This window comes from Thermotoga profunda AZM34c06 (genome assembly GCF_000828675.1).
GTDB classification, from domain to species: Bacteria; Thermotogota; Thermotogae; order Thermotogales; family DSM-5069; genus Pseudothermotoga_B; species Pseudothermotoga_B profunda.
The window spans coordinates 1,440,483-1,462,059 of sequence record NZ_AP014510.1; the positions used below are offsets into that span (position 1 = coordinate 1,440,483).

A 21,577-nucleotide genomic window follows, 5' to 3' on the forward strand; every position below is an offset into this window, starting at 1 on the left:
AATTCTATCACGATCTACACAAGTACTATTATGGCTAAAATCTCAAGATCTTGTTGCGAAGTATTTTCGATTGAATGAGTTTCACCAGGTGCTGTGAAACAAATATCACCTGCTTGTACAGGTATTGCATTGCCATTGTCATTGAAAAGACCCTTGCCAGAGAGCACATAGAAAATTTCAAATTCATTTTCATGTTTGTGTGTTCCAATGGATGATCCTGGTTTGATAGATAATTTTGCAAAAAGCCTTGACTTTCCAAAAAGAAATTGTTTTTCAACCAAATGAAGTATCTCAACTTCCCCCTTGCCATTACGCATGTTGGTGATTTTCTCTGTACGCATTGAGTGTGCATTTATAACCATGCGATCACCTCCAACTATGATTCCATACTCTTTAGAGAAATCAAGTGATTGGACTCTTCGAAAACTGAATTTGGGTTGATAATCGCCCACGGCTGAACTTATTGTGTATATTATACAGCAGATGAGTCGAACCAAGGAAAAAATCTCAGTAATTGATATGGCATTCAAAAATTTATGAAACAGATTGTTCGTAAAATCAATATATAAAAGACCTGTGGCAGTCTTCTAAAAGTTAGCTATAACAAAGTTCCGTTATAGCGATGAATAGCAAGATACATTGAGTTTTCTATACCAAAGTATCATCAGAAAGGCAAAAACAAGAAATTGTTACAAACAAAAAATCGTATACTATATAATGGAAGGCGCCAACCAGGATCCTGGGAAAATACCCCATCGTATATTGCCATAGGTCTAATCTTTCGCTTGATTGTAGATTCAACCAAAAGATATTAATAAAACTCTAACCTTTATAAAAGAAAACTATGTCAGGGACTATATACATAAGGATATTCTTAATCAAGATCAAGTTTTTTTAAAAGGATTGAGTTATCTAAAATTAGAGACTTATCTGAAACTCAAAATGAACACAAGAAAGAAACAAAAAGAAAGTCGACTTTTGGAAAATAAGGGAGACGATAAAGTCTCCCTTATTTTTTTGGTGAACTACTCCGCCTTTTAGAAGATGGAGACTCCTTGCTCGATAGATCATCCAAGCATCAGATGGACTATCATGAAGTACATTACAATCCCTGCAACATCAACTATAGTTGTCAACAAAGGACCAGCCATCAATGCCGGATCTATACGCACCAAACGCGCCAAAAATGGCAGAAAAGCACCTATGGTGTTTGCAAAAATTACGACAACTGTCAAAGCCAAGGAAACCGCAAAACCAACTTTTATAGAGGAACTAATCATCATTGATCTGAAAAACAAAGTCAAGCCAAGCAAAATTCCAAGGACAGAACCAATTAATATTTCACGCAATATGATCTTCCACCAATCTCTTGATTTTATCTCACCAAGTGCCATACCCCTTATGACAAGCGCTGAGATTTGTGAACCAATGTTACCGCCAGTGTCCATCATGGTCGGCATGAAGGCAGCAACTATTGGCAAAGATGCAAGGAAATGTTCGAATTTTGCTATTACATTTCCATTGATACTTTCAATCAAAAGTAGAGCCACAAGCCACGGCAATCTTTTGAAAATCAATTTCCATCCACTAACGTGAAGATAGGGTTCTTCCGTGGTAACAATAGAACTCATCTTTTGAATGTCTTCTGTCGCTTCTTCATCTATCACATCTACGATATCATCGATCGTAATTATTCCTATCAGACGTTGCTCACTGTCCACAACTGGTACAACAAACAAGTCATATTTTCTCATTATCTGAGCAACTTCTTCCTGATCTGTGGTTGCGTAGACAAAAACAGGTTCCGAATTCATGATTTGTTCAACCAAAGATGTTGGTTCTGCAAAAATTAAGTCCTGCAACTCTATGGTGCCAAGTAATTTTCTGGATTTATCTATCACAGGCATCAGATGAACCGTTTCTTTGTCCTTACCCTCCTTCCTGATCTTCTCCAAGGCCTCGCTGATGGTCATACCCAAGTGCAGTTCAAGACATTTTGGTGTTGTCAAACGGCCTGCAGAGTTCTCAGGATAGTTGAGCAAAGACAAAGTGATTTTTCTTTCTTCTGGAGTCAAATAAGAAAGCAGTTTGTTCACAACATTTGCTGGCATTTCTTCTAAGAGTTCTGCTCTATCATCTGGGTCCATTGAGGATATTATTTCTCTGAGTCTCTCTTCTTTGAATAGCTCGATCAACGCCATTTGATCATCGGTCTCAAGTTCACTAAAGACCAAAGCTGCCTGGTCTTTGGGAAGCAGACGAAACACAATTATTTTTTCATCTGGTGGAAGTTCTTCAATCATTTCAAGTATTTCGGCAGGTTCCTGTTGAGTTAATATCGTTTTCAGTGTTCTGAAATCTCCACTTTCAATAAATCTCTTGATGTCAACTTGGACTTTCACTTTCATCGAATCACCTCCTCGAGTATTTATGGCGGCAGACTAAAGGAACTACTGGTGCTTTCCAAAGCAACTCACCTCCTCAAAAATAGTCTTACATTGATATTTTACGCGCTGACGGGCAGTTGTGTTAAGAAAAATCTTTAAAAAACTCACACCGTGAAGTTACAATTATTCAATGATTTCAGATGCTGCCTTTCTCAAGCGATTCATGACAGAGAAGAGTATTCCTTTTGGTTCAAAACCAACAGCGATTGCCACCTTTGTTGCAACTGAATCTACAGTTCTGAGCACATGGAAAAGATTTTGAGCGATCGTGAATGGCTCTTTCAGAGTTCCAAGGACAATTGTCCTTCTACCATAGAACCTTGTAATCATCTCCTGCGGACAGATAACTGGCGCGTCTGGGTATTTCAAAAGTATTTCATCGAGTCTATTCTCATTTATGACAAGGATTAGTGGTTTCTCGGGAGCATAGTGCCTGTAAGCCATACCTGGTGAAAGTGGTCTAACAGGTTCGTTCACTTTTTTCAAAAGGAATTCGGGAATCTCGAGATTTGGTATGAGTTTTTGGATTTCTTCTATCGTGGCAGGACCTGGGCGCAAAAGGATAGGTCTCTCTCTTGAAAAATCCATGATAGTCGATTCTATTCCAAATGGAGTCTCTCCTCCATCAACAATCGCATCGACTAAGCCGTAAAGATCTTCTATCACATGCTCAGCTCTCGTCGGACTGGGTCTACCAGATAAATTCGCGCTTGGAGCTGCTATGGGTGTACCACTCAATTTCAATAATTTATATGCTACCGGATGACTTGGCATCCTGACTGCTACAGTTTCGAGTCCTCCTGTAACTTCCTTAGGGACAACAGGTTTTTTTCTAAATATGAGAGTTACTGGACCGGGCCAGAAAGTATCCATAACTGTTGAAGCCTTTTGGTAATCTTGATCTATAAGATCTTTCAGTTGTTCTCTGTCACATATATGAACAATTAAAGGATTATCTGCAGGTCTTTTTTTTATCTGAAAAATCTTCAGCACAGCCGAGATATTAAAACAGTCTGCCCCAAGGCCATAAACAGTTTCTGTGGGAAATGCAACTACACCACCTTCTCTTATCAAATCAGCAGCTTTACGAAGAACGTCTTCGGCTGGTTTGAGTGGATCTACTTTGATCAACATTGTCATTTTTCTCCCTCCAATCTTTACTTTACCATTACATGTGGTTTTTTCAACCGAAAGTGGTATAATCGAGCTGAAGTTTGTGAATTTATTAACAGGAGGTGGAACAGTTGCCGGATCTATGCACTACAGGCGAGCGTTTGTTCAAAGAGTTAGATGATTACATCAATTCCATTGGTGCAAAGCCAGACAAACTCATATCTGTTTTGCAAAAAGCTCAAGAATTGTTTGGTTATCTTTCAGTAGAAGTACAACAGCACATTGCCGACGCACTCGACATTCCAGTTTCTCAGGTCTATGGAGTTGTGACTTTCTATAACTTCTTTTCTACCAAACCGAAAGGAAAGGTACAAATCAAGGTTTGTTTGGGCACAGCTTGTTACGTTAAGGGTGGAGACAGAGTTTTGGAAAGGTTCTTGGAAGAACTTGGTACAAAACCAGAAGAGCCAACTAAAGATGGACAGTTTTCGATTCATCCCGTCAGATGTCTTGGTGCTTGTAGTATGGCACCGGTGGTTCTTGTGGGTGAAAAGGATTTCTACGGTAGAGTAAAACCCGATATGGTTCCAAGAATTATTGAGAAATATAAGGAGGTGAAGGAACAATGAGCAAAATAAAATCAATCGAAGATCTAATGAAGATCAAAGAGAAAGCAGTCAAGGAACTTCAATTGAGAGACACAGGTAAAAGGGGAAAGATAACGGTGGCAATGGGTACATGTGGTATAGCTGCTGGTGCTAAGGATACTCTCAAAGCCGTGGTTGAGGCTTTGAATGAAAACAACATCAATGATATTTCAGTTGTTCAATCAGGGTGCATGGGTTTATGTGAAGTTGAGCCGACCGTGGAAGTGAGATTAGAAGGGCAGGAACCAGTTGTTTATGGTCATGTGACTCCTGAAAATGCAAAGAGAATAGTGAAGTTACATATAATATCCAACCAAGTTGTCACAGATTTATTAGTTCGAAGAGGAGAAATCTAAGAAGAGGTGATCTGAGTGCCATTGGCAGCGACTACGATCTTGATCTGCGCAGGAGGTGCTTGCATTTCTGCAGGAGAAGAAACTGTGAAGCAAGCACTTGAAAAAGAGATACAAAAATATGCATTGAACGATGTTGTAAGAGTTGTAGAGACTGGTTGTATGGGAGCTTGCAGCTTGGGACCTTTGATGGTGATTTATCCTGAAGGAGTTTTCTACCAGAAATTGACACCGCAGGCTGCAAGGAAAATCGTTGAGGAACATTTGTTAAAAGGAAGGATCGTTAAAGAGTATCTCTACAAAATGCCAACGGGTGAAGTAATTCCTGAAGCTGTTGAAAAACTCCCATTTTTCGCAAAGCAAGTAAAAATCGCCACGCGAAATGTTGGTTATATAGATCCAATGAATATTGAAGAATACATAGCAAGAGACGGTTATTTTGCTCTGGGAAAGGTTTTAAAAGAAATGAGTCCAGAACAAGTTATTGAAGAAATCAAGAAGAGTGGTCTTCGTGGTAGAGGTGGAGCTGGCTTTCCAACGGGTCTCAAATGGGAATTGACCAGAAAGTCTAAGGGTGAGAGAAAATATATAGTCTGCAATGCTGATGAAGGTGACCCTGGAGCTTTCATGGATCGTTCCGTACTTGAAGGAGATCCACATACAATCCTTGAAGCGATGGCCATTGGTGGATATGCCATAGGTGCAAATCAAGGATACATATATGTCAGGGCAGAGTATCCATTGGCTATAGAAAGACTCAATATAGCAATCTCTCAGGCAAAAGAATTTGGTTTTCTTGGAGAAAACATCATGGGTAGTAATTTCAACTTCGATATTGAAATAAGGATCGGTGCAGGAGCATTCGTATGCGGCGAAGAAACTGCTTTGATTGCATCAATCGAGGGAAAACGAGGCCAACCTCGAGTTAAGCCACCATATCCCGCACAAAGTGGAGTGTGGGGATGTCCAACGGTCATAAATAACGTTGAGACTTTTGCTTGTATTCCGCCAATCATAATCAAAGGGGCAGACTGGTTTAAAAATATAGGTACAGAAAAATCACCTGGTACCAAAGTCTTTGCACTCGCCGGTAAGATAACCAATACAGGTCTGGTTGAGGTCCCAATGGGTATAACCCTGAAGGAACTTCTCTATGAAATAGGCGGAGGTTCATCAACTGGGAAGAAGATTAAAGCAGTACAAACTGGTGGACCAAGTGGTGGTTGTATACCCTCCGAATACTTTGACACACCAGTAGACTATGAATCTCTCCAGAAACTCGGTGCGATTATGGGTTCTGGTGGAATGATAGTAATGGACGAAGATGACTGTATGGTGGATGTTGCCAGGTTTTTCTTAGAATTCACCGTTGATGAATCCTGTGGAAAATGTACGCCATGTAGAGAAGGTACACGGCAAATGCTCAAAATTCTCAATAAAATAACATCTGGAGAAGGAACAGAGGAAGATCTCGAGGAGCTTGAACACTTGGCGAGTGTTATCAAAGATACATCTTTGTGTGGACTTGGCCAAACAGCCCCCAACCCAGTCTTGAGTACATTGAGATATTATCGGAAAGAATACGAGGCACATGTGAAGGAGAAGCGTTGTCCATCGCTTAAATGTAAGCAATTGATCAGGTATGTTATAGATGCAGCAAAATGTGTAGGATGTACTGCTTGTGCAAGAGTTTGTCCTGTAAATGCAATTTCTGGTGAAGTGAGAAAAGCACATCGAATCGATAACGAGATTTGTATAAGATGTGGCAGCTGTATCGAAGTTTGCAGATTTGGTGCTATAAGCAAGGTATCACCGTGAGAAGGGGGAGTTAGTTGTGATCGATCGCGAGAAGGTGGTTGCTCTTGTCGAGAAGGCAAAGTCCGAATCTTTAGAAGAAAGAGATATGCTGATCAACACACTCCACAAAATTCAGGATTATTTTGGAAATTATATACCCATCGAAGCTGCTGAAATAGTCGCCGAAGAACTTGATGTGCCAAAATCAAAAGTGTACGAAGTTTTGACCTTTTACACGATGTTCTCAACTAAACCCAGGGGCAAGTATGTGATTCGCGTTTGTGTGAACCTACCCTGTCATGTAACTGGTGGTAGAGAGGTAGTCCAAACTCTACAAGAGATACTTGGAATCAAACTTGGTGAAACCACCAAGGATGGTTTTTTCACACTCGAAACAACAAGTTGCTTAGGTTTGTGTGGTGTGGCACCTGTGATAATGATCAATGATCAGTATTACGGCGATCTCAACCCAAAGAAAGTCAGAGAATTAATCGAAAACCTCCGAAATGGAGGTGAAGTGCGATGAAACCCATTTTAGTACTTGTATCGGTTGATTCTAACAGCGTATTGCTCGGCGCAAGGCATTTTGTAAATTATCTTAAAGAATTGATTGTAAGATATAACCTTCAAGACACAGTCGATGTTTTGGAGACTGGCACGATGGGTGTTTATACACAAGGTGTTGTCATGGCAGTTTTTCCAGATGATATCTATTACTCAGTTCGTTCTACAGATGATATCCAAAAAATTGTAACCGAACACCTGTTAAAAGGAAGAACTGTTTTATCACTTGAGATACCAAGAGAAAGGCTGAAATTAGTTGTCGAAAAAGAAAAAATCAGTGCAGAAACAAGGATTGTCTTGAGAAATGTTGGTAATATTGACCCAAGAAATATAAATGAATATATAGCAAAAGATGGATATTTTGCACTCCACAAGGTTCTTTCCGAAATGAAGCCACAGCAAGTTCTTGAATGTGTAAAGGCTTCAGGGCTTCGTGGACGAGGTGGAGCGGGATTTCCAACTGGATTGAAATGGGAATTCACAGCCAAGGTTCAGGCTGATCAAAAATATGTGGTTTGCAATGCCGATGAAGGTGAACCTGGTACTTTCAAAGACAGATTGATAATGGAAGGAGATCCACACTCTGTAATTGAAGCAATGGTTATCTGTGGATATGCCGTTGGAGCTACTAAGGGGTATATATACATACGTGGTGAATATTATGGCTCGGTGGAAAATATTCAGAAAGCTATCAAAGATGCTTATGAATATGGTTTTCTTGGAAAAGACATAATGGGTAGCGGTTTTAATTTTGATCTGACGGTTAGGCTCGGTGCAGGAGCTTATATATGCGGTGAAGAAACAGCTTTACTCGAGTCAATCGAAGGAAAATCGGGGAGACCGAGACTGAAACCCCCATATCCTCCAACAAATGGATTATTCGGTAAGCCAACGGTGATCAACAATGTAGAAACTTTTGCCAATATTCCACCAATTATTTTGAATGGTCCAGAGTGGTTCAAATCCTTTGGAACTGCCGGTTCACCTGGAACAAAAGTTTATTCGTTAGTTGGCAATGTTGTCAGACGAGGCATTGTAGAAGTTCCAATGGGTACTACTGTTCGTGATTTGATTTACAGATTTGGTGGTGGATTGGTTGGAGGCAAGGATCTGTATATTGTTCAAACTGGAGGAACGGCTGGTACCTTCATAGGTGTGGATAAACTCGATGTACCTTTGGATTACGATTCGTTCAAAAATTATGGAGTCTCCATAGGTTCTGGTGTAATATTGGCCATGTCTGACGATGTTTGTCCTGTAGATGTTGCACTCAATACGATGCAATTCTTCGCACATGAATCGTGTGGTAAATGTACACCTTGCCGAGAAGGCACAAGACTCGCAGTACAAATCCTTGAAAAGATGAGCAAGGGACAAGGTGAGTTAGAAGATATTGAGACATTGAGACAGATAGCATATATCACTCAAGAAGCGTCTTTGTGTGGTCTTGGACAGAGTATCAATGTTCCTCTATTATCTATTGTTGAAAACTTCAGAGAAGATTTTCTCAAACACATAAAAACTTCTTCTTGTCCACACGGTGTGTGCAAGTTCGTCAAGATTCAGAAGTCAAAGACGAAGGTTTAACAAAACCCGAGTGCTCGGTCGCCTGATCGAGCACTCCTTCTATCATTAGAAAATCTCTAAAACTTTCGTTGAGTTGATAGACATAAGTGTTTGATTGTTTCTTTCTCGTCAGAACTCCCGATTTATGAAGTGATCTGACTATTGCACTTGAATCTTTCCCTCTTAATTCGTTCAGGGTTTGTATCGTAGAAGGACCGTTCAAGAGTATCGCTGCTACTATCTCCATTTGACTTGAAGAGAGTTTTGTATAGAAAGTCCTTACTACTTTGCTAATCACTGTTGAATATTCTGGTTTTGTGTAGAAACGATATACATCACCAACTTTTTTCAATTCCACGCCATGATCTTCGTTATTATATTCTTTAACGAGATCATCTAAAACCTTTGTGATGGTTTCTGCATCACTTTCAGTTATCTTTACGAGTCTTTCCAGAGTCATACCACGAGCAGCAAAAATCAAAGCTTCTACCACAGCCTTAAGATTCAAGGTCATTCCTCCTCAGGATGAGGTTACCATCGACTTCGAGAAAAAGAATTTTCTTGAAAAAAATCAATTCAAGAACCGCTAATAGATAGATTATCACTTGATAACGACTCTCACCTACCTTGAGAATATCATATAATGTGGTATCTCCGTTTTCTGCCAACAAATCAAGTACTCTGTTCATGGCTTGTTCAACCGTCATAGCCTGCCTTTTTATCTTGTAAACAGTTCTACGGATATTCAGTTCTTGCAAAGCAGCTTGAAGGACTTTATTCAGTTTCTCTTGTTCAATTTGCGGTAATGATGGTAATCTCACTAACTGTCTGGACCCGATATCTTTGATTCTCTCTTTGATTTGCTCACTGAGTTCTTTTATTTTTTCATAAGTCTCGATTCTTCTATAGAGATCTTCTTCTTGTTGAGTCAATTGCCTTGTTTCCTTCTCAGTCAATGAAGGAAGAATGTATTTGGATTTCATCTCCATTAACTGAGTTGCCATTGCAATGAAGTCAGAAGTAACGTTTAAATCAAGTTTTTTCATTTGCTCAACATATGCAACGAATTCATCAGCTAACTGAGAAATGGAAACTTGACGCACGCTTATCTTGCGTCTTTTGACAAGATAAAGCAACAGATCTAAAGGACCTTCAAACTCTTGTAATCGAAATACAAGTTCCAATAGACCACCTCAGAAGAGTAAATTCATTCTTTCTCTAACCAACTTCATGGTTTTTTGAGCAATCGATCTTGCTTTTTCGTTACCTTCAGCTATAACATCGTCCACATAGTGTGGATCTGAATCAATCGCACGGTATCTTTCCCAAATTGGTTCAAATTCTTGTTTCATATTTTTCAAAAGCAACTTTTTGCAATCTATGCATCCAATTTTTGCTTTGGTACAACCTTCAATAACCCATTCACTGTCTTGTTGGCTTATTCCGAAAGCTTTATGATAATCCCAAACAGGACATTTTTGTGGATCTCCAGGGTCTGTTTTCCTTTTTCGGGCTGGATCTGTCATCATGGGAAGTATTGCCTTTTCAAGTTCGGCATAATTGTTTTCAAGTGGCACTATGTTACCATAGCTTTTACTCATCTTCCTACCATCTGTGCCTGGTAATTTGGGTACGATGGATAGCAAAGACTGTGGTTCAGGAAAGGTCTCTCCGTATAGAAAATTGAATCTCCTTGCGATTTCTCTTGTGAGCTCGACATGGTAAACCTGATCTTCTCCAACTGGTACTCCATCGGCTAAATAGATCAATATATCAGCAGCCTGTAGCACTGGGTACAATAGAAAACCTGTATTTGAAAGATCTTTTTCAGAGAGTTGTTGTTTCATTTCCTTATATGTTGGTACTCTCTCGAGCCACGAAATAGGAACTATCATGGAAAACAAAAGTGCTAATTCGGAGTGTTCTTTTATCGCTGATTGCACGAATAATGTTGATTTTTCCGGATCAAGACCACAAGCAAGAAAAGATCTCATAACTTCCTTTGTATGAAAGCTCAACTCTTCAGTTTCATCATAAGAAGTTGTCAAGGCATGCCAATCAGCCACAAAATAGAAGCATTCATTTCCTTCATCTTGAAGTCTTTTCCAATTTCTCAGAGCTCCTACATAATTGCCTATGTGTGGCTTTCCAGTTGGCCTAACACCACTCAATATTCTCAAGTCATATCACCTCTGAAAGCATTTTTCGCAACTCTATTCATCAAAATAGATGTCGTCACGATTCCTACTCCACCAGGAACCGGTGTAACGTGTGCCTTTTCCTGCACACTTTTGTCTACATCACCAAATATTTTTCCATCGACTACATTTATCCCAACATCTATCACTACAGATCCATCGCAAACCATCTCTGGCGTCAAGAAACCAGCTTTACCAACGGCAACTACTATCACATCTGCTCTTTTGGTTATGCTCGGAATGTCTTTTGTTTTACTATGACACACTATAACAGTGGCACTTCTATCGCGTCTTAAGAGCATTATCGAAACGGGTAATCCAACTGTGGTGCTTCTTCCAATTATGACGACATTCTTACCTACCAAATTTGTAACTGAACTGAGAATTGTCACAACCGCCATCGCAGTACAGGGTGCAAAATCCTCTATACCATATGCAAGATATCCCAAATTCAACGGATTTCTTCCTTCGATATCCTTGTCAGCTTTTATCAATTCGGCTATTCTCATTTCATCAACTCCTGCTGGCAAGGGATGTGCTACGAAGATTCCATGAATGGATTTGTCCTGTGAGACTTTTATTAAAGATTTTTCAAGTAAAGAATTATCTTCAAGATCGATAATTTCAAAATCAATTCCAAGAGACTGCGCCTTTTTCTGTTGGCTTCGCAGATAAGAAATGGTACTTTGATCTGGTTTTACGGTAATGCTCACAAGTTTTGGCTTTACCAAGGATTTTTGCACAAAAGACAGAGTTTCACTATCTATAGATTGTGCTATCGATTTGCAATCGATCAGCATAAAGCCATCTCCTAAAACAGACCTGTGATATTTCCATTCTCATCGATATCTATGTTAACAGCATTCGGTTTTTTACCAAGTCCGGGCATTAACATGATCTCACCGCAAACTGCAACAACAAAACCTGCACCTGCTGACAATCTCAAGTCTCTTACAGTGAAGGAATAATCGTTAGGTGCACCGAGTTTTGATGGATCATCAGATAATGAATATTGAGTCTTTGCAACAATCACAGGCAAGGATGAAAAACCTTCTTTTGAAAATCTTTTGAGTGAATCCAGTGCATCTTTGGTATAAACAACTTCCTTTGCGCGGTAAATTTCCTTGGCAAGAATTTCTATCTTTTTCTCAATTGGTAAATCCCAGTTGTAAATAGGTTTGAACTTAGATTCATCTGCAATCTCAATAACCTTTCTTGCTAAGTCTATGGTTCCTTCACTTCCTTTCGCAAAAGCTTCATTCAATGAAACCTTCACTCCGAGTTTTTCAACATAATTTATCAAATGTTGTATTTCTTTTTCAGTATCGGTATTGAATCTGTTTACAGCTACAACGATTGGAAGGTTGTATTTTCTCATATTCTCTATGTGAATTTTAAGGTTTTCGATGCCTTTTGTGATAGCTTCTAAGTTTTCCACTTCAAGATCTTTTATTGAGACTCCCCCGTGATATTTGATGGCTCTGATCGTTGCAACGATCACCACCGCTGCTGGTTTGAGATCAGCAAGTTGCGCTACAAAATCGAAGAATTTTTCTGCACCAAGATCTGAACCGAATCCCGTCTCGGTGACAACATATTCTGATAATCCAAGCGCCATTTTTGTGGCGATTATGGAATTTGTTCCGTGAGCAATATTTGCAAATGGACCTCCATGAACTAAGGCTGGTGTGTTTTCAATTGTTTGTACCAAATTTGGATCGATAGCGTCTTTGAGTATAACAGCGGCTGCACCATCGGCACCAAGTTCACGAACAGTGATCGGTTTACCAGTCCTTGACCAGCCAATGACGATATCACCCAATCTTTTTTTGAGATCAATTATATCCTTAGACAAACACAGCACAGCCATTACTTCAGAAGCAGCCGTGATAACAAATTGATCTTGCCTTGGGTAACCGTTCGCATGGCCTCCGAGTCCAACAACAATCTCTCTCAAAGCCCTGTCGTTCATATCCATAGTTCTTGGCCAAGTTATACGAGTCAAGTCGATATCAAGCTCATTTCCAAAACGTATGTGAGCATCTATCATTGCAGAGATCAAATTATGTGCCGCTGAAACAGCATGTATATCCCCGGTGAAATGTAGATTTATGTCCTCCATTGGCAACACTTGTGAGTACCCACCACCTGCCGCTCCACCTTTTACACCGAAAACTGGACCTAACGAAGGTTCTCTCAAAGTGACAAAGGACTTGTATCCAAGTTTGTTTAAAGCCATTGATAGACCAATACTCGTCGTGGTTTTGCCTTCGCCGGCAGGAGTTGGGGTCATTGCAGTTACTATTATCAGTTTGCCTTTTTTAGAATTCAATGTATTCAAAAATTTGTGAGATATCTTGGCAATGTAATCTCCATAGTTTTTGAAATATTCTTTTGGTATCGAGAGATTTTTTGCTATATCCGAGATAGGTTTTAATTGAGCAGACCTTGCTATTTGCAAATCATTCAACATCCCCCTATACCTCCTTCAAATGAAGTATTTTGGTTCTGGTGCAAAAGACTTTGCTATCTTATCGAGTACACCATTTACAAATCGACTACTGTTTTCTGTTCCATATCTTTTTGCCAATTCTACAGCTTCATCGAGAGTAACTTCTATTGGCACATCCTTTTCATACAAAAGTTCATACGTTCCCAGTCTTAAGACACATCTGTCAACAGATGATAATCTTTCAAGATGCCAATTCTCAAGGCAAGCTGAAATTTTCTCATCGATCTGTGTCAGATTGTCATAAATCCCGCGCACATATCTTGCAACATCATCTTTAATGGAAACCTCTTTTTCATGTTCCATAATTTCTTTCAAAAGAGTCTCTACTGATTCATTCCGAAATTCATTTTGGAAAATCGTTTTGAAAACAGTATCTCTCATCTTGCTACGACGTGTTGTCACAGGGCATGATCACTCCTTTTCTTCTGTTCTCTGCTCTTCTCCTTCTTCGATATCTTCAATAGTTACATTCACTGCAACCACTTGTAACTCTGTCATTCTCTCGATATCCATTTTCACCCTCTCCATGATCTTTTGCCCTATCTCCACAAGGGGTTTACCAAATGGAACGCTTATTTTCAAGTTGATCGTTATATTATCTTCGGGAGAGCGATCGATTTCAAGTGATTTTCTGATCCTCTTTTGTTTTCTCTCATCTGCAATTTCAAGCGCAGAGAAAACACTTCTTAACGCGATTTCTCTTATTGCGTTGTCAGAAATGTCTATATTTCCCATCCCTTTTGTCTCCATTCTTGTCACCTCCTACGCACGTTCAACATACTCACCCGTTCTGGTGTCAACCTTTACAAATTCACCACTTTCGACGAAGAAAGGAACGGTAATTTTCAGACCTGTTTCCAAAGTAGCTGGTTTACCTCCTCCTGAGACGGTATCACCTTTGAAGGTCGGTTCAGTCTCAACAATTTTTAATACCACGACATTTGGCAACTGTATACCTATGGGTTTGTCTTCCAAAAACACTATACTGACTTCCAGATTCTCAATCAGATACCACTTTGCATCTTGAATATCATCTTCTGTGAGAGCATATTGTTCGTAATCGTCCAAGGTCATGAAGTGGTAGTGATCACCGTCACTGTATAGATACTGTGCTGCTCTAAAAGTCAAGTTTGCCTCGTCAACACGCTCTCCACTGCTAAAATTGGCTTCTTTGACCAAACCGGTTTTGACGCTCTTCAATCTCGTTCTGATGATACCTCTTCCCATTGCCATGTGATGTTTGTTCACATCGATAACACGATAAGGTTCTCCATCGACCATTATGACCATACCCTTTTTCAGATCACCAACTTCTACCACAGTTTCACCTCCGAATCAAATAACCATCAATTCCCTTGATAAATTTGTGAGTTTTTCAAGAGAATCTCTCTTTACCAAAACATCTTCTTCTATTCTAACCCCATACTTGCCTTCTATATAAATCCCCGGTTCTATCGTAACCACAGCAGATTCTGGCAGCAATTCCTCATTGGTAGAATTCACTCTTGGCGATTCATGAACTTCGAGGCCTATCCCATGTCCCAAGCCATGGCCGAAATACTGACCATAACCCTTTTGGATAATGTGATTCCTCGCAAGTGCATCAACAGATTTACCTTTCATCCTTGCACTTCCGCCATTTAAAGCCAAAGTTTGGGCTTCATAAACTGTTTGATAGATTTTCTTGAATTCGTCATCGGGTTTTCCAAAGAAAATTGTACGTGTTATGTCTGCACAATAACCGTTCACAACAGCTCCAAAATCAAAGGTGATCGGTTCACCAGGGAGTATTTTTTTGTGTGATGGTCTACCATGTGGTAAAGACGTTCTGGGACCACTGATCACTATCGTTTCGAAGGCAGTTCCATCAGCGCCGAATTTCTTCATGTTGTACTCAAATTCAGCCGCAATTTCTTTTTCAGTCACATTCTCTTTTATCGATTCTATTGTTTTCAGAAAAGCCTTCTCGCTGATTGAAATTGCCTTTCTAATATTCTCTATCTCTTGAGGTTCCTTAACTGATCTCATTGATTCCATTACTGAGTCTATGGGTATGAAGTTTGCCTTGATTTTTTCACTGATCTTGAGAAAAACATTGTGGCTGACTCTTTGAAACTCAAGACCTATCGTCTTGGGTTTGAATTCTTCAACCACGGTTTTTATGTTTTCAAATAAATCGCCATTTCTGTACTCGATCAATTGGAATTTTGTCTGCTGTTTTGCCTGCTCGAAATATCTCGAGTCGGTGATTATGAACTGCTTGTCCCTGTTCAATACTAAAATACTGAAAGAGCCAGTAAAACCAGAAAGATAATAAGTGGAAGGCTTAGAAGTATACTCTACATTATAAACGAGAGCCACATCAACACCAATTTGCTCAATTTTTTCAAAGAATCGATCCAATCTATTCAAACCTGTGCACCTCCTTTATCATTGTACAATAATCAGGGGAGGTATGCAAAACGGATCAAATTAAAATAATACAAATAGCAAAAAGGATAGTTGAACTCTTTCCCCGTGAAAAGTTTACGGATGATCCATTCAAGATACTGATATGTACAATTTTGAGTCAAAGGACACGTGATGAGAACACAGAGATAGCATGCCGAAAGCTTTTTTCAAGGTATTCTGATCCATTCACTCTTGCAAAAGCCAGTCCCGACCAACTCTACGAATTGATCAGGGTTTCTGGCATGTACAAACAAAAAGCCGAAAGAATAGTAATCGTATCAAGGATAATCGTTGAAAAATATCAAGGAAGGGTCCCATCAGATCTTGAAGAACTTTTAAAGTTACCTGGAGTTGGTCGGAAAACAGCGAATATAGTTTTGTACCATGGTTTTGACAAACCCGCATTAGCAGTCGACACACATGTACATCGAATATCTAATAGAATAGGATTTGTCACGACAAAAAATCCTGAAGAAACAGAGATAGAACTCAGTAGATTAATTCCAGCCGAACTTTGGGGACCACTTAATGGTTCGATGGTTGAGTTTGGAAGGAAGGTTTGTTTGCCGCGTGTACCATTATGTAATAAATGTTATTTCACAAAAGAATGTAACTTTTTCAAACAGAAAAACAGTAGTTTTACTTAGAGATTAGATTTCGCACGTTCGAAAAATTCATCTTCGCTATTCTTTCCAATTCTTTTAAACCATGGTTTTTTAAAAAATTCATGGCAAACTCGGTTGCTCTTTGCCCGGCTCCAAGCGGTATCTTCACATCGTACTGTCTTGAGACATTATCGATCCAGGACAAAAATTCTGCTCTTGCAATAATCGAAGCAGCTGCAACTGCTGGGTTTACTTCAGCTTTTTTAAAACCAAGGACTGTCAAATCATCACAAATCTCCAATTTTTCTTTCAGACCCTTTGCTCCAAAGTCGTCATAAATCGCAATGAATGATTTTTTCTTCGTAAGAACGTTTCTTATACAATGAGCATGCAGATCTTCTAATAGTTCATTCATATTCTCAACGTTGACAAGATCTTTTGGCTCTACGATTGCAATTGAATATTCACATGATGATTTTATTCTATTGGCCAAGTCCGAGATTTTTTTATCGCTCAATAATTTGCTATCCTTCAATTTTTTACCAAAGTTATCATATTCAACCTTACCAATGTAAACCGCAGCTACAACAAGAGGTCCAAAGATATCTCCTTTTCCTGATTCATCTGAACCTATTGCCGGTAAGATCATTTTAGGATCATCGGGAAGATTGTCGAGGACCTTTTTTTGAATCTCAAGGTCATCTTGCATCTCAAATATCCTTTCATCCAATTTGTTCAAGATATCGTTCAATTTCTGCAGGCAAGAAGATTTGATTTGTGATAGATCAATCGTTGTTTGACCATCTTTACGCCAATAAATCCTCAGATGTCCACAATTTTTTATACGAAATTGGATACCGTTTTGTATAATTTTTTCAGATTCTATTTTAAGGCCACTTTGCTGTATCTTTTGTTTGATTTGGTTCAAGTTTTTCACGGTTGTTCCATTATTTTTCTTGCAAAATCATAGCCGAATTCTTCTATTTTCTGTAAATCCTCATTTGTGGGACTACCATTGATATCAAAAACGCCCACGATCTGCCATTTGAGTGGTTCTATTATTTCTCTTATTCTTTTTGATGCACCACCACTCCAACCGTAACTTCCAAAAATTGCCGCTGTCTTGAACTGTACATGCTTTACACTTGCCATGTGAAGTACATCTGCCATTGGGGGGAAGAGAGATCCTTCATACGTTGGAGCTCCAATTACCACGCCTCTATTTTTCCAAAGTGATGCGAGTATGTAGCTCACATGTGTCTGAGTAACATTGAAGACATCAACTGCTATCCCCGATTTTGATATCCCATTGAGTAGAGAACTCATAATTCTCTCTGTGTTACCATACATTGAACCATAGAGCAAAGTCACACCTTTTTCAGCAGGAGAAGATGCATATTGTGCCCATTTTTTATATAAATCTACGACTATACCTGGGTTCTCTCTCCAGATCAAACCATGTGAAGGAGCAATGATTTGAACTGGCAGACTTGACAATTTTTCTATAGCCTTGAGAACAGGTGTACTGAAGGTAGCAACGATATTAGCATAATATCTGAGCATCTCCTTTATGTAGAAGTCCTTGTCTTTACATTCATCATCGAATAAAACACCTCTGAGCGCACCATAACCGCCGAAACCATCACAAGAAAACAACACCTTGTGAGTCACTTCGTATGTCATCATTGTTTCGGGCCAATGAACAAATGGCGTATAATAGAATTTCAAAAGTTTCTCTCCAATTCTCAATTCTTCCAAATCTTTCACTGGTTTGACATTCTCATCGATATGATAAAAAGCCTTGAGCATTTTCACTCCTTTTTCACTTATTAAGATAGTCGCATGTGGTGCGATCTTTTTCAAAACGGTGAGAATCCCTGTATGATCCGGTTCCATGTGATTTATCACTACATAATCTATCTTTGATACGGGTATGATCTGTTCAATTTGTTCAAAAAATTCATCCGTCTTGATCGATTTTGCGAGGTCGATTAGAACATTTTTTTCATCGACAAGGAGGTATGAATTGTATGAGACACCTTCCTCACCTATCGGCCAGAGTCCTTCAAAGAATTGAGTAAATCTGTCGTTCACTCCAACCCAATAGATACCGGGTTTGATCTGTACAGATCTCATGATAATACCCCCTTTGCTATATAAATGTTACCACGCAAACGAGAATTATAAAAGTGTGGTTGATTGTGTTGTGAGAGTTTAGTTTATGAATTAAATAGTTTCTGGTGTTTAGTTAAGACTTAGATCTGTTTTATTCGTTCAAGAAAATACAATTATATTCTTGACATGATTTTCTTATAATAAATCCTTGTACGCAGGTTAAAGTGAGGTGAGAGATATGTTCGAAGAATTGTTCTTGGGTGTATTCTCTTTAACTTTTGGAAATGTAATTATGATAATCATCGGGTTATTGCTCATTTACCTGGCTATCGCAAAGAAATATGAACCCGCTTTACTGCTACCAATAGGTTTTGGTACGATCTTGGTCAATATCCCATTATCATCAGCTATTGATCAATTACTCGAAGGAGTATTACACAGAGGGGTTCTCAGTATTTTCTTTGACATAGGTATTGCAACCGAGATTTTTCCTTTGTTGATATTCATTGCTGTTGGAGCTATGATTGACTTTACACCTTTACTTGAGAATCCCGTGATGTTTCTTTTTGGAGCTGCAGCACAGTTTGGTATATTTGGAACGATGGCTGTTGCAACATTGCTTGGATTTGATCTAAAAGAAGCAGCATCAATAGGAATAATTGGTGCTGCCGATGGACCAACATCTATCTATGTAGCTTCTCGTTTTGCAAGACACATGCTCGGACCAATCTCAGTCGCTGCCTATTCTTATATGTCCTTGGTTCCAATTATTCAACCACCAGTGATAAGAGCTTTGACATCCAAAGAGGAAAGATCTATAAGAATGCAACCCAAGGCACAGAAGATACCAAGAATGGTAAAAATAATATTTCCAATAACTATAACCGTTGTTGCGAGTATTTTGGCTCCCACCTCTGCTGCGTTGATAGGATTTTTGATGTTCGGGAATCTTTTGAGAGAATGCGGCGTTTTAGATAGTCTTTCAAAATCTGCGCAAAATGAGCTTGCCAATCTTGTTACGATCTTGCTCGGTCTCACTATTGCTTCTACGATGACCGCCGACAAGTTTCTAAAGCCACAAACACTTGTGATACTTGGCTTGGGATTGGTTGCTTTCATTTTCGATACAGCGGCTGGTGTATTATTTGCAAAGTTTTTAAATCTCTTTCTCAAGCAAAAAATCAATCCAATGCTCGGAGCTGCAGGGATTTCGGCATTTCCCATGTCGGCACGAGTCATACACAAGATGGGGTTAGAGGAAGATCCTATGAATTTTTTACTGATGTACGCCGCTGGTGCAAATACCGCCGGACAGATTGGCTCAGTACTGGCCGGTGGAATCCTGATAGCCCTTGTGGGAGGTAACGCGTTATGATGGAAACCTTTTTAACTGCTGTCAAGTTGGGAATTGTTGGATATCTTTTTTTGGTTGGTCTCTTACTCGTCCTTTTTGTTTTTGTGAAGATTTTTTTGAAAGCTTTTACAAAAATCAGAAAGTCAAAAACATAAAATGAATGTAGTAGAATTTTGTTGCATCAATCGAATGAAAGGGGGCTGATTTTGGTGAAGAAGATTTTTACAATCGTACTGATTTTGGCAACGATTCTGAGCTTTGCGACTAAGTTGACCATCTTGCACATCAATGACACACACGGACATGCCTGGAGTTTCAGTGAAACTAATAACCCAAATATCGGTGGTTTCGCTGCAATAGCAACAATTGTAGAAGAGGTTAGAAAAGAAGTAGAATCGCAAGGAGGACATGTGATCTTTTTACATGCTGGAGATATCAATACAGGTGTACCCGAGTCAGATCAATTAGATGCGGCTCCTGATATAGTCGCTTTGAATCTCATGAAACTCGATGCTGCAACCTTTGGAAACCACGAATTTGACAAACCAAAAACGACTCTCGCAAAGCAAATGGCACTTGCGAACTTCCCATTTGTATCAGCCAACTTCACAGATCCCGAAGGTGTTGTGAAAGCTAAATCCTACATAATTAAAGATTTTGGAGACTTGAAAGTTGCAATCTTTGGTCTCACAACAGAAGAAACTGCCATCCTTGAGCCGATCTATCTCAATGGCGCGACCTTTGCAAATGCCGTTCAGGTGAGTAAAGCCTTATTGCCAGAAATGAGAGCAAAGGCTGATGTGATCATCGCTTTGGCTCATTTGGGATGGGAACCCGAAGGGGAAGGTAAGACAACCAGCAAGCAATTGGCTCAGCTTGTAGATGGTATTGATGTGATAATCGACGGACATAGCCACACGAAATTCGAAAACGCTCAATTTGTGAACAACACAATTGTAGCTCAAGCATGGGAATGGGGAAAATACGTTGGAAGACTGGATCTCGATATCGAGAATGGAAAGATTGTTTCCTGGAATTGGAAACCGATACCTGTCAATCTTAAGAATTACAAAGGCAAAGACGCCGAAGGTAAAGATGTGTATGAATTTGTTGGTAAACCATATGAAGAAAACTTCTATGTAAAAACCGTTCTTAACTACTTCAAATCACTGGGAAGTGAAAAGCTCGATACAGTAATCGGTGAGACTAAAATACTACTCGACGGAGAAAGAACTAATGTCAGATCTAAAAGTACAAATCTCGCAAACATGATTTGTGATTCCATGATCTGGAAAGTAAACGCAGATATAGCACTCACAAATGGTGGTGGGATCCGAGCATCGATAAAACCAGGAAAGATCACAGTTAGAGATGTTCTAACGGTACTTCCTTTTGGAAACACGTTGTACGTGATCAAAATGACTGGCGAGCAGGTTATGAAAGTACTCGAGTATGCCGCAACAATCAAAGAAGGACAAGGCGCATTTTTGCAAACGGGCGGTTTGATCTGGAAGAGCGTCGGTGGTAAGGTAGTTGAAGCAAAGGTCAAAGGAGAGCCATTGGATCCTAGTAAAATATACACAGTGGTTACAAATGATTACATGGCACAAGGTGGAGACGGTTACACTATGTTGAAGGGTCTACCTGGATATAATACAGGATTTACAATGGACAGTGTCCTGGCACAATATATCCAACAAGTCTTGATGGGTACTGTGCAAGATTACGATTCCCAGCTCAGATATATCAGACAGTAAAAACAAATGATTAAAAAACTGGGAGGCTTAAAAACCTCCCAGTTTTATTTTATCTATTTTATCTTTGAACTTCTATATTATAATTAAATAAAATGACA

At 39.4% G+C, this 21,577-nt stretch carries 23 protein-coding genes; 9 read left to right on the forward strand and 14 right to left on the reverse strand.

Going from position 1 to position 21,577, the window contains the following annotated elements; translation table 11 throughout:
- Positions 1–14: 14 nt before the first annotated feature.
- From TSP02S_RS06955 to TSP02S_RS06965, 3 genes are all read right to left on the reverse strand, one after another.
- A complete protein-coding gene (locus TSP02S_RS06955) occupies positions 15–362 on the reverse strand; it encodes a cupin domain-containing protein (protein ID WP_041082966.1) in 348 nt (115 codons plus the stop codon).
- A 705-nt stretch (positions 363–1,067) separates the two neighbouring features.
- Positions 1,068–2,408, reverse strand: coding sequence for a magnesium transporter (gene mgtE / locus TSP02S_RS06960; RefSeq protein ID WP_041082968.1), 1,341 nt, complete (start codon positions 2,406–2,408; stop codon positions 1,068–1,070).
- Between the two features lie 162 nt (positions 2,409–2,570).
- Positions 2,571–3,587: an L-threonylcarbamoyladenylate synthase gene (locus tag TSP02S_RS06965; RefSeq protein ID WP_041082970.1), complete on the reverse strand. Its 1,017-nt coding sequence runs from the start codon at positions 3,585–3,587 to the stop codon at positions 2,571–2,573.
- 104 nt (positions 3,588–3,691) lie between these two features.
- Here TSP02S_RS06965 and TSP02S_RS06970 point away from each other — a divergent pair, with 104 nt between their 5' ends.
- Genes TSP02S_RS06970 through nuoF (TSP02S_RS06990) form a run of 5 tightly spaced genes read left to right on the forward strand, consistent with a single transcriptional unit; the run spans position 3,692 to position 8,508 of the window.
- Positions 3,692–4,189: an NADH-quinone oxidoreductase subunit NuoE family protein gene (locus tag TSP02S_RS06970; RefSeq protein ID WP_041082972.1), complete on the forward strand. Its 498-nt coding sequence runs from the start codon at positions 3,692–3,694 to the stop codon at positions 4,187–4,189.
- Positions 4,186–4,563: a (2Fe-2S) ferredoxin domain-containing protein gene (locus tag TSP02S_RS06975; RefSeq protein ID WP_041082974.1), complete on the forward strand. Its 378-nt coding sequence runs from the start codon at positions 4,186–4,188 to the stop codon at positions 4,561–4,563. Before TSP02S_RS06970 ends, TSP02S_RS06975 begins: the two co-directional genes overlap by 4 nt.
- 15 nt (positions 4,564–4,578) lie before the next feature.
- Positions 4,579–6,378 carry an NADH-quinone oxidoreductase subunit NuoF gene (nuoF, locus tag TSP02S_RS06980; protein ID WP_041082976.1) on the forward strand — a complete coding sequence of 600 codons (1,800 nt, stop codon included), beginning with the start codon at positions 4,579–4,581 and terminating at the stop codon, positions 6,376–6,378.
- Positions 6,379–6,394: 16 nt separating this feature from the next.
- Positions 6,395–6,883 carry an NADH-quinone oxidoreductase subunit NuoE gene (gene nuoE / locus TSP02S_RS06985; RefSeq protein ID WP_041082978.1) on the forward strand — a complete coding sequence of 163 codons (489 nt, stop codon included), beginning with the start codon at positions 6,395–6,397 and terminating at the stop codon, positions 6,881–6,883.
- On the forward strand, positions 6,880–8,508 hold the full coding sequence (nuoF, locus tag TSP02S_RS06990; RefSeq protein ID WP_041082980.1) for an NADH-quinone oxidoreductase subunit NuoF: 1,629 nt from the start codon (positions 6,880–6,882) through the stop codon (positions 8,506–8,508). The genes nuoE and nuoF (TSP02S_RS06990) overlap by 4 nt, the downstream gene beginning before the upstream one ends.
- Here the strand turns inward: nuoF (TSP02S_RS06990) and scpB are convergent.
- The 9 genes from scpB to TSP02S_RS07035 are packed head-to-tail and all read right to left on the reverse strand — an operon-like array spanning position 8,477 to position 15,609.
- Positions 8,477–9,001 carry an SMC-Scp complex subunit ScpB gene (gene scpB / locus TSP02S_RS06995; protein WP_052465371.1) on the reverse strand — a complete coding sequence of 175 codons (525 nt, stop codon included), beginning with the start codon at positions 8,999–9,001 and terminating at the stop codon, positions 8,477–8,479. The two genes, nuoF (TSP02S_RS06990) and scpB, sit on opposite strands and share 32 nt — an antisense overlap.
- Positions 8,985–9,671: a segregation and condensation protein A gene (locus tag TSP02S_RS07000; RefSeq protein WP_041082984.1), complete on the reverse strand. Its 687-nt coding sequence runs from the start codon at positions 9,669–9,671 to the stop codon at positions 8,985–8,987. Before TSP02S_RS07000 ends, scpB begins: the two co-directional genes overlap by 17 nt.
- Before the next feature lie 9 nt (positions 9,672–9,680).
- Positions 9,681–10,667 carry a tryptophan--tRNA ligase gene (trpS, locus tag TSP02S_RS07005; RefSeq protein WP_041082985.1) on the reverse strand — a complete coding sequence of 329 codons (987 nt, stop codon included), beginning with the start codon at positions 10,665–10,667 and terminating at the stop codon, positions 9,681–9,683.
- A complete protein-coding gene (locus TSP02S_RS07010) occupies positions 10,664–11,485 on the reverse strand; it encodes a bifunctional 5,10-methylenetetrahydrofolate dehydrogenase/5,10-methenyltetrahydrofolate cyclohydrolase (RefSeq protein WP_041082987.1) in 822 nt (273 codons plus the stop codon). The genes trpS and TSP02S_RS07010 overlap by 4 nt, the downstream gene beginning before the upstream one ends.
- A gap of 11 nt (positions 11,486–11,496) precedes the next feature.
- Positions 11,497–13,158 carry a formate--tetrahydrofolate ligase gene (locus tag TSP02S_RS07015; protein WP_041082989.1) on the reverse strand — a complete coding sequence of 554 codons (1,662 nt, stop codon included), beginning with the start codon at positions 13,156–13,158 and terminating at the stop codon, positions 11,497–11,499.
- A gap of 15 nt (positions 13,159–13,173) precedes the next feature.
- The gene (gene nusB / locus TSP02S_RS07020) at positions 13,174–13,599 is read right to left on the reverse strand and encodes a transcription antitermination factor NusB (RefSeq protein WP_041082991.1); all 426 of its coding nucleotides are present in this window, start codon (positions 13,597–13,599) and stop codon (positions 13,174–13,176) included.
- A gap of 9 nt (positions 13,600–13,608) precedes the next feature.
- A complete protein-coding gene (locus TSP02S_RS07025) occupies positions 13,609–13,947 on the reverse strand; it encodes an Asp23/Gls24 family envelope stress response protein (RefSeq protein ID WP_041082993.1) in 339 nt (112 codons plus the stop codon).
- A 12-nt stretch (positions 13,948–13,959) separates the two neighbouring features.
- Positions 13,960–14,517: an elongation factor P gene (efp, locus tag TSP02S_RS07030; RefSeq protein WP_041082995.1), complete on the reverse strand. Its 558-nt coding sequence runs from the start codon at positions 14,515–14,517 to the stop codon at positions 13,960–13,962.
- 15 nt (positions 14,518–14,532) lie between these two features.
- Entirely contained in the window at positions 14,533–15,609 is a 1,077-nt protein-coding gene (locus tag TSP02S_RS07035; protein WP_041082997.1) for a M24 family metallopeptidase, read from the reverse strand.
- A gap of 59 nt (positions 15,610–15,668) precedes the next feature.
- Here TSP02S_RS07035 and nth point away from each other — a divergent pair, with 59 nt between their 5' ends.
- Positions 15,669–16,295 (forward strand): endonuclease III, encoded by a 627-nt coding sequence (gene nth, locus TSP02S_RS07040; protein WP_041082999.1) that lies wholly within the window; start codon positions 15,669–15,671, stop codon positions 16,293–16,295.
- Here nth and TSP02S_RS07045 read toward each other — a convergent pair.
- Together TSP02S_RS07045 and TSP02S_RS07050 are read right to left on the reverse strand one after the other, a co-directional pair.
- Positions 16,288–17,190 (reverse strand): ribonuclease HIII, encoded by a 903-nt coding sequence (locus TSP02S_RS07045; RefSeq protein ID WP_041083001.1) that lies wholly within the window; start codon positions 17,188–17,190, stop codon positions 16,288–16,290. The genes nth and TSP02S_RS07045 overlap by 8 nt on opposite strands.
- Positions 17,187–18,389 (reverse strand): FprA family A-type flavoprotein, encoded by a 1,203-nt coding sequence (locus TSP02S_RS07050; protein ID WP_041083003.1) that lies wholly within the window; start codon positions 18,387–18,389, stop codon positions 17,187–17,189. Before TSP02S_RS07050 ends, TSP02S_RS07045 begins: the two co-directional genes overlap by 4 nt.
- Positions 18,390–18,606: 217 nt before the next feature.
- Here TSP02S_RS07050 and TSP02S_RS07055 point away from each other — a divergent pair, with 217 nt between their 5' ends.
- The 3 genes from TSP02S_RS07055 to TSP02S_RS07060 are packed head-to-tail and all read left to right on the forward strand — an operon-like array spanning position 18,607 to position 21,479.
- Entirely contained in the window at positions 18,607–19,743 is a 1,137-nt protein-coding gene (locus TSP02S_RS07055; RefSeq protein WP_041083005.1) for a sodium ion-translocating decarboxylase subunit beta, read from the forward strand.
- Positions 19,740–19,877, forward strand: a complete 138-nt coding sequence (locus TSP02S_RS11130; protein WP_232503679.1) for a hypothetical protein — start codon at positions 19,740–19,742, stop codon at positions 19,875–19,877. The genes TSP02S_RS07055 and TSP02S_RS11130 overlap by 4 nt, the downstream gene beginning before the upstream one ends.
- Before the next feature lie 54 nt (positions 19,878–19,931).
- Positions 19,932–21,479: a bifunctional UDP-sugar hydrolase/5'-nucleotidase gene (locus tag TSP02S_RS07060; RefSeq protein WP_041084217.1), complete on the forward strand. Its 1,548-nt coding sequence runs from the start codon at positions 19,932–19,934 to the stop codon at positions 21,477–21,479.
- The last annotated feature ends 98 nt before the right edge of the window (positions 21,480–21,577 follow it).

Excerpts from the sequence above, each read along its gene's own strand:
- TSP02S_RS07055 (WP_041083005.1), top strand. The coding sequence starts at position 18,607 with ATGTTCGAAGAATTGTTCTTGGGTGTATTCTCTTTAACTTTTGGAAAT.
- TSP02S_RS06955 (WP_041082966.1), bottom strand. The coding sequence starts at position 362 with ATGGTTATAAATGCACACTCAATGCGTACAGAGAAAATCACCAACATG.
- nuoF (WP_041082980.1), top strand. The coding sequence starts at position 6,880 with ATGAAACCCATTTTAGTACTTGTATCGGTTGATTCTAACAGCGTATTG.
- TSP02S_RS07015 (WP_041082989.1), bottom strand. The coding sequence starts at position 13,158 with ATGTTGAATGATTTGCAAATAGCAAGGTCTGCTCAATTAAAACCTATC.
- TSP02S_RS07025 (WP_041082993.1), bottom strand. The coding sequence starts at position 13,947 with ATGGAGACAAAAGGGATGGGAAATATAGACATTTCTGACAACGCAATA.
- TSP02S_RS11130 (WP_232503679.1), top strand. The coding sequence starts at position 19,740 with ATGATGGAAACCTTTTTAACTGCTGTCAAGTTGGGAATTGTTGGATAT.
- TSP02S_RS07010 (WP_041082987.1), bottom strand. The coding sequence starts at position 11,485 with ATGCTGATCGATTGCAAATCGATAGCACAATCTATAGATAGTGAAACT.
- TSP02S_RS06975 (WP_041082974.1), top strand. The coding sequence starts at position 4,186 with ATGAGCAAAATAAAATCAATCGAAGATCTAATGAAGATCAAAGAGAAA.
- mgtE (WP_041082968.1), bottom strand. The coding sequence starts at position 2,408 with ATGAAAGTGAAAGTCCAAGTTGACATCAAGAGATTTATTGAAAGTGGA.
- TSP02S_RS07050 (WP_041083003.1), bottom strand. The coding sequence starts at position 18,389 with ATGAGATCTGTACAGATCAAACCCGGTATCTATTGGGTTGGAGTGAAC.
- TSP02S_RS06965 (WP_041082970.1), bottom strand. The coding sequence starts at position 3,587 with ATGACAATGTTGATCAAAGTAGATCCACTCAAACCAGCCGAAGACGTT.
- scpB (WP_052465371.1), bottom strand. The coding sequence starts at position 9,001 with ATGACCTTGAATCTTAAGGCTGTGGTAGAAGCTTTGATTTTTGCTGCT.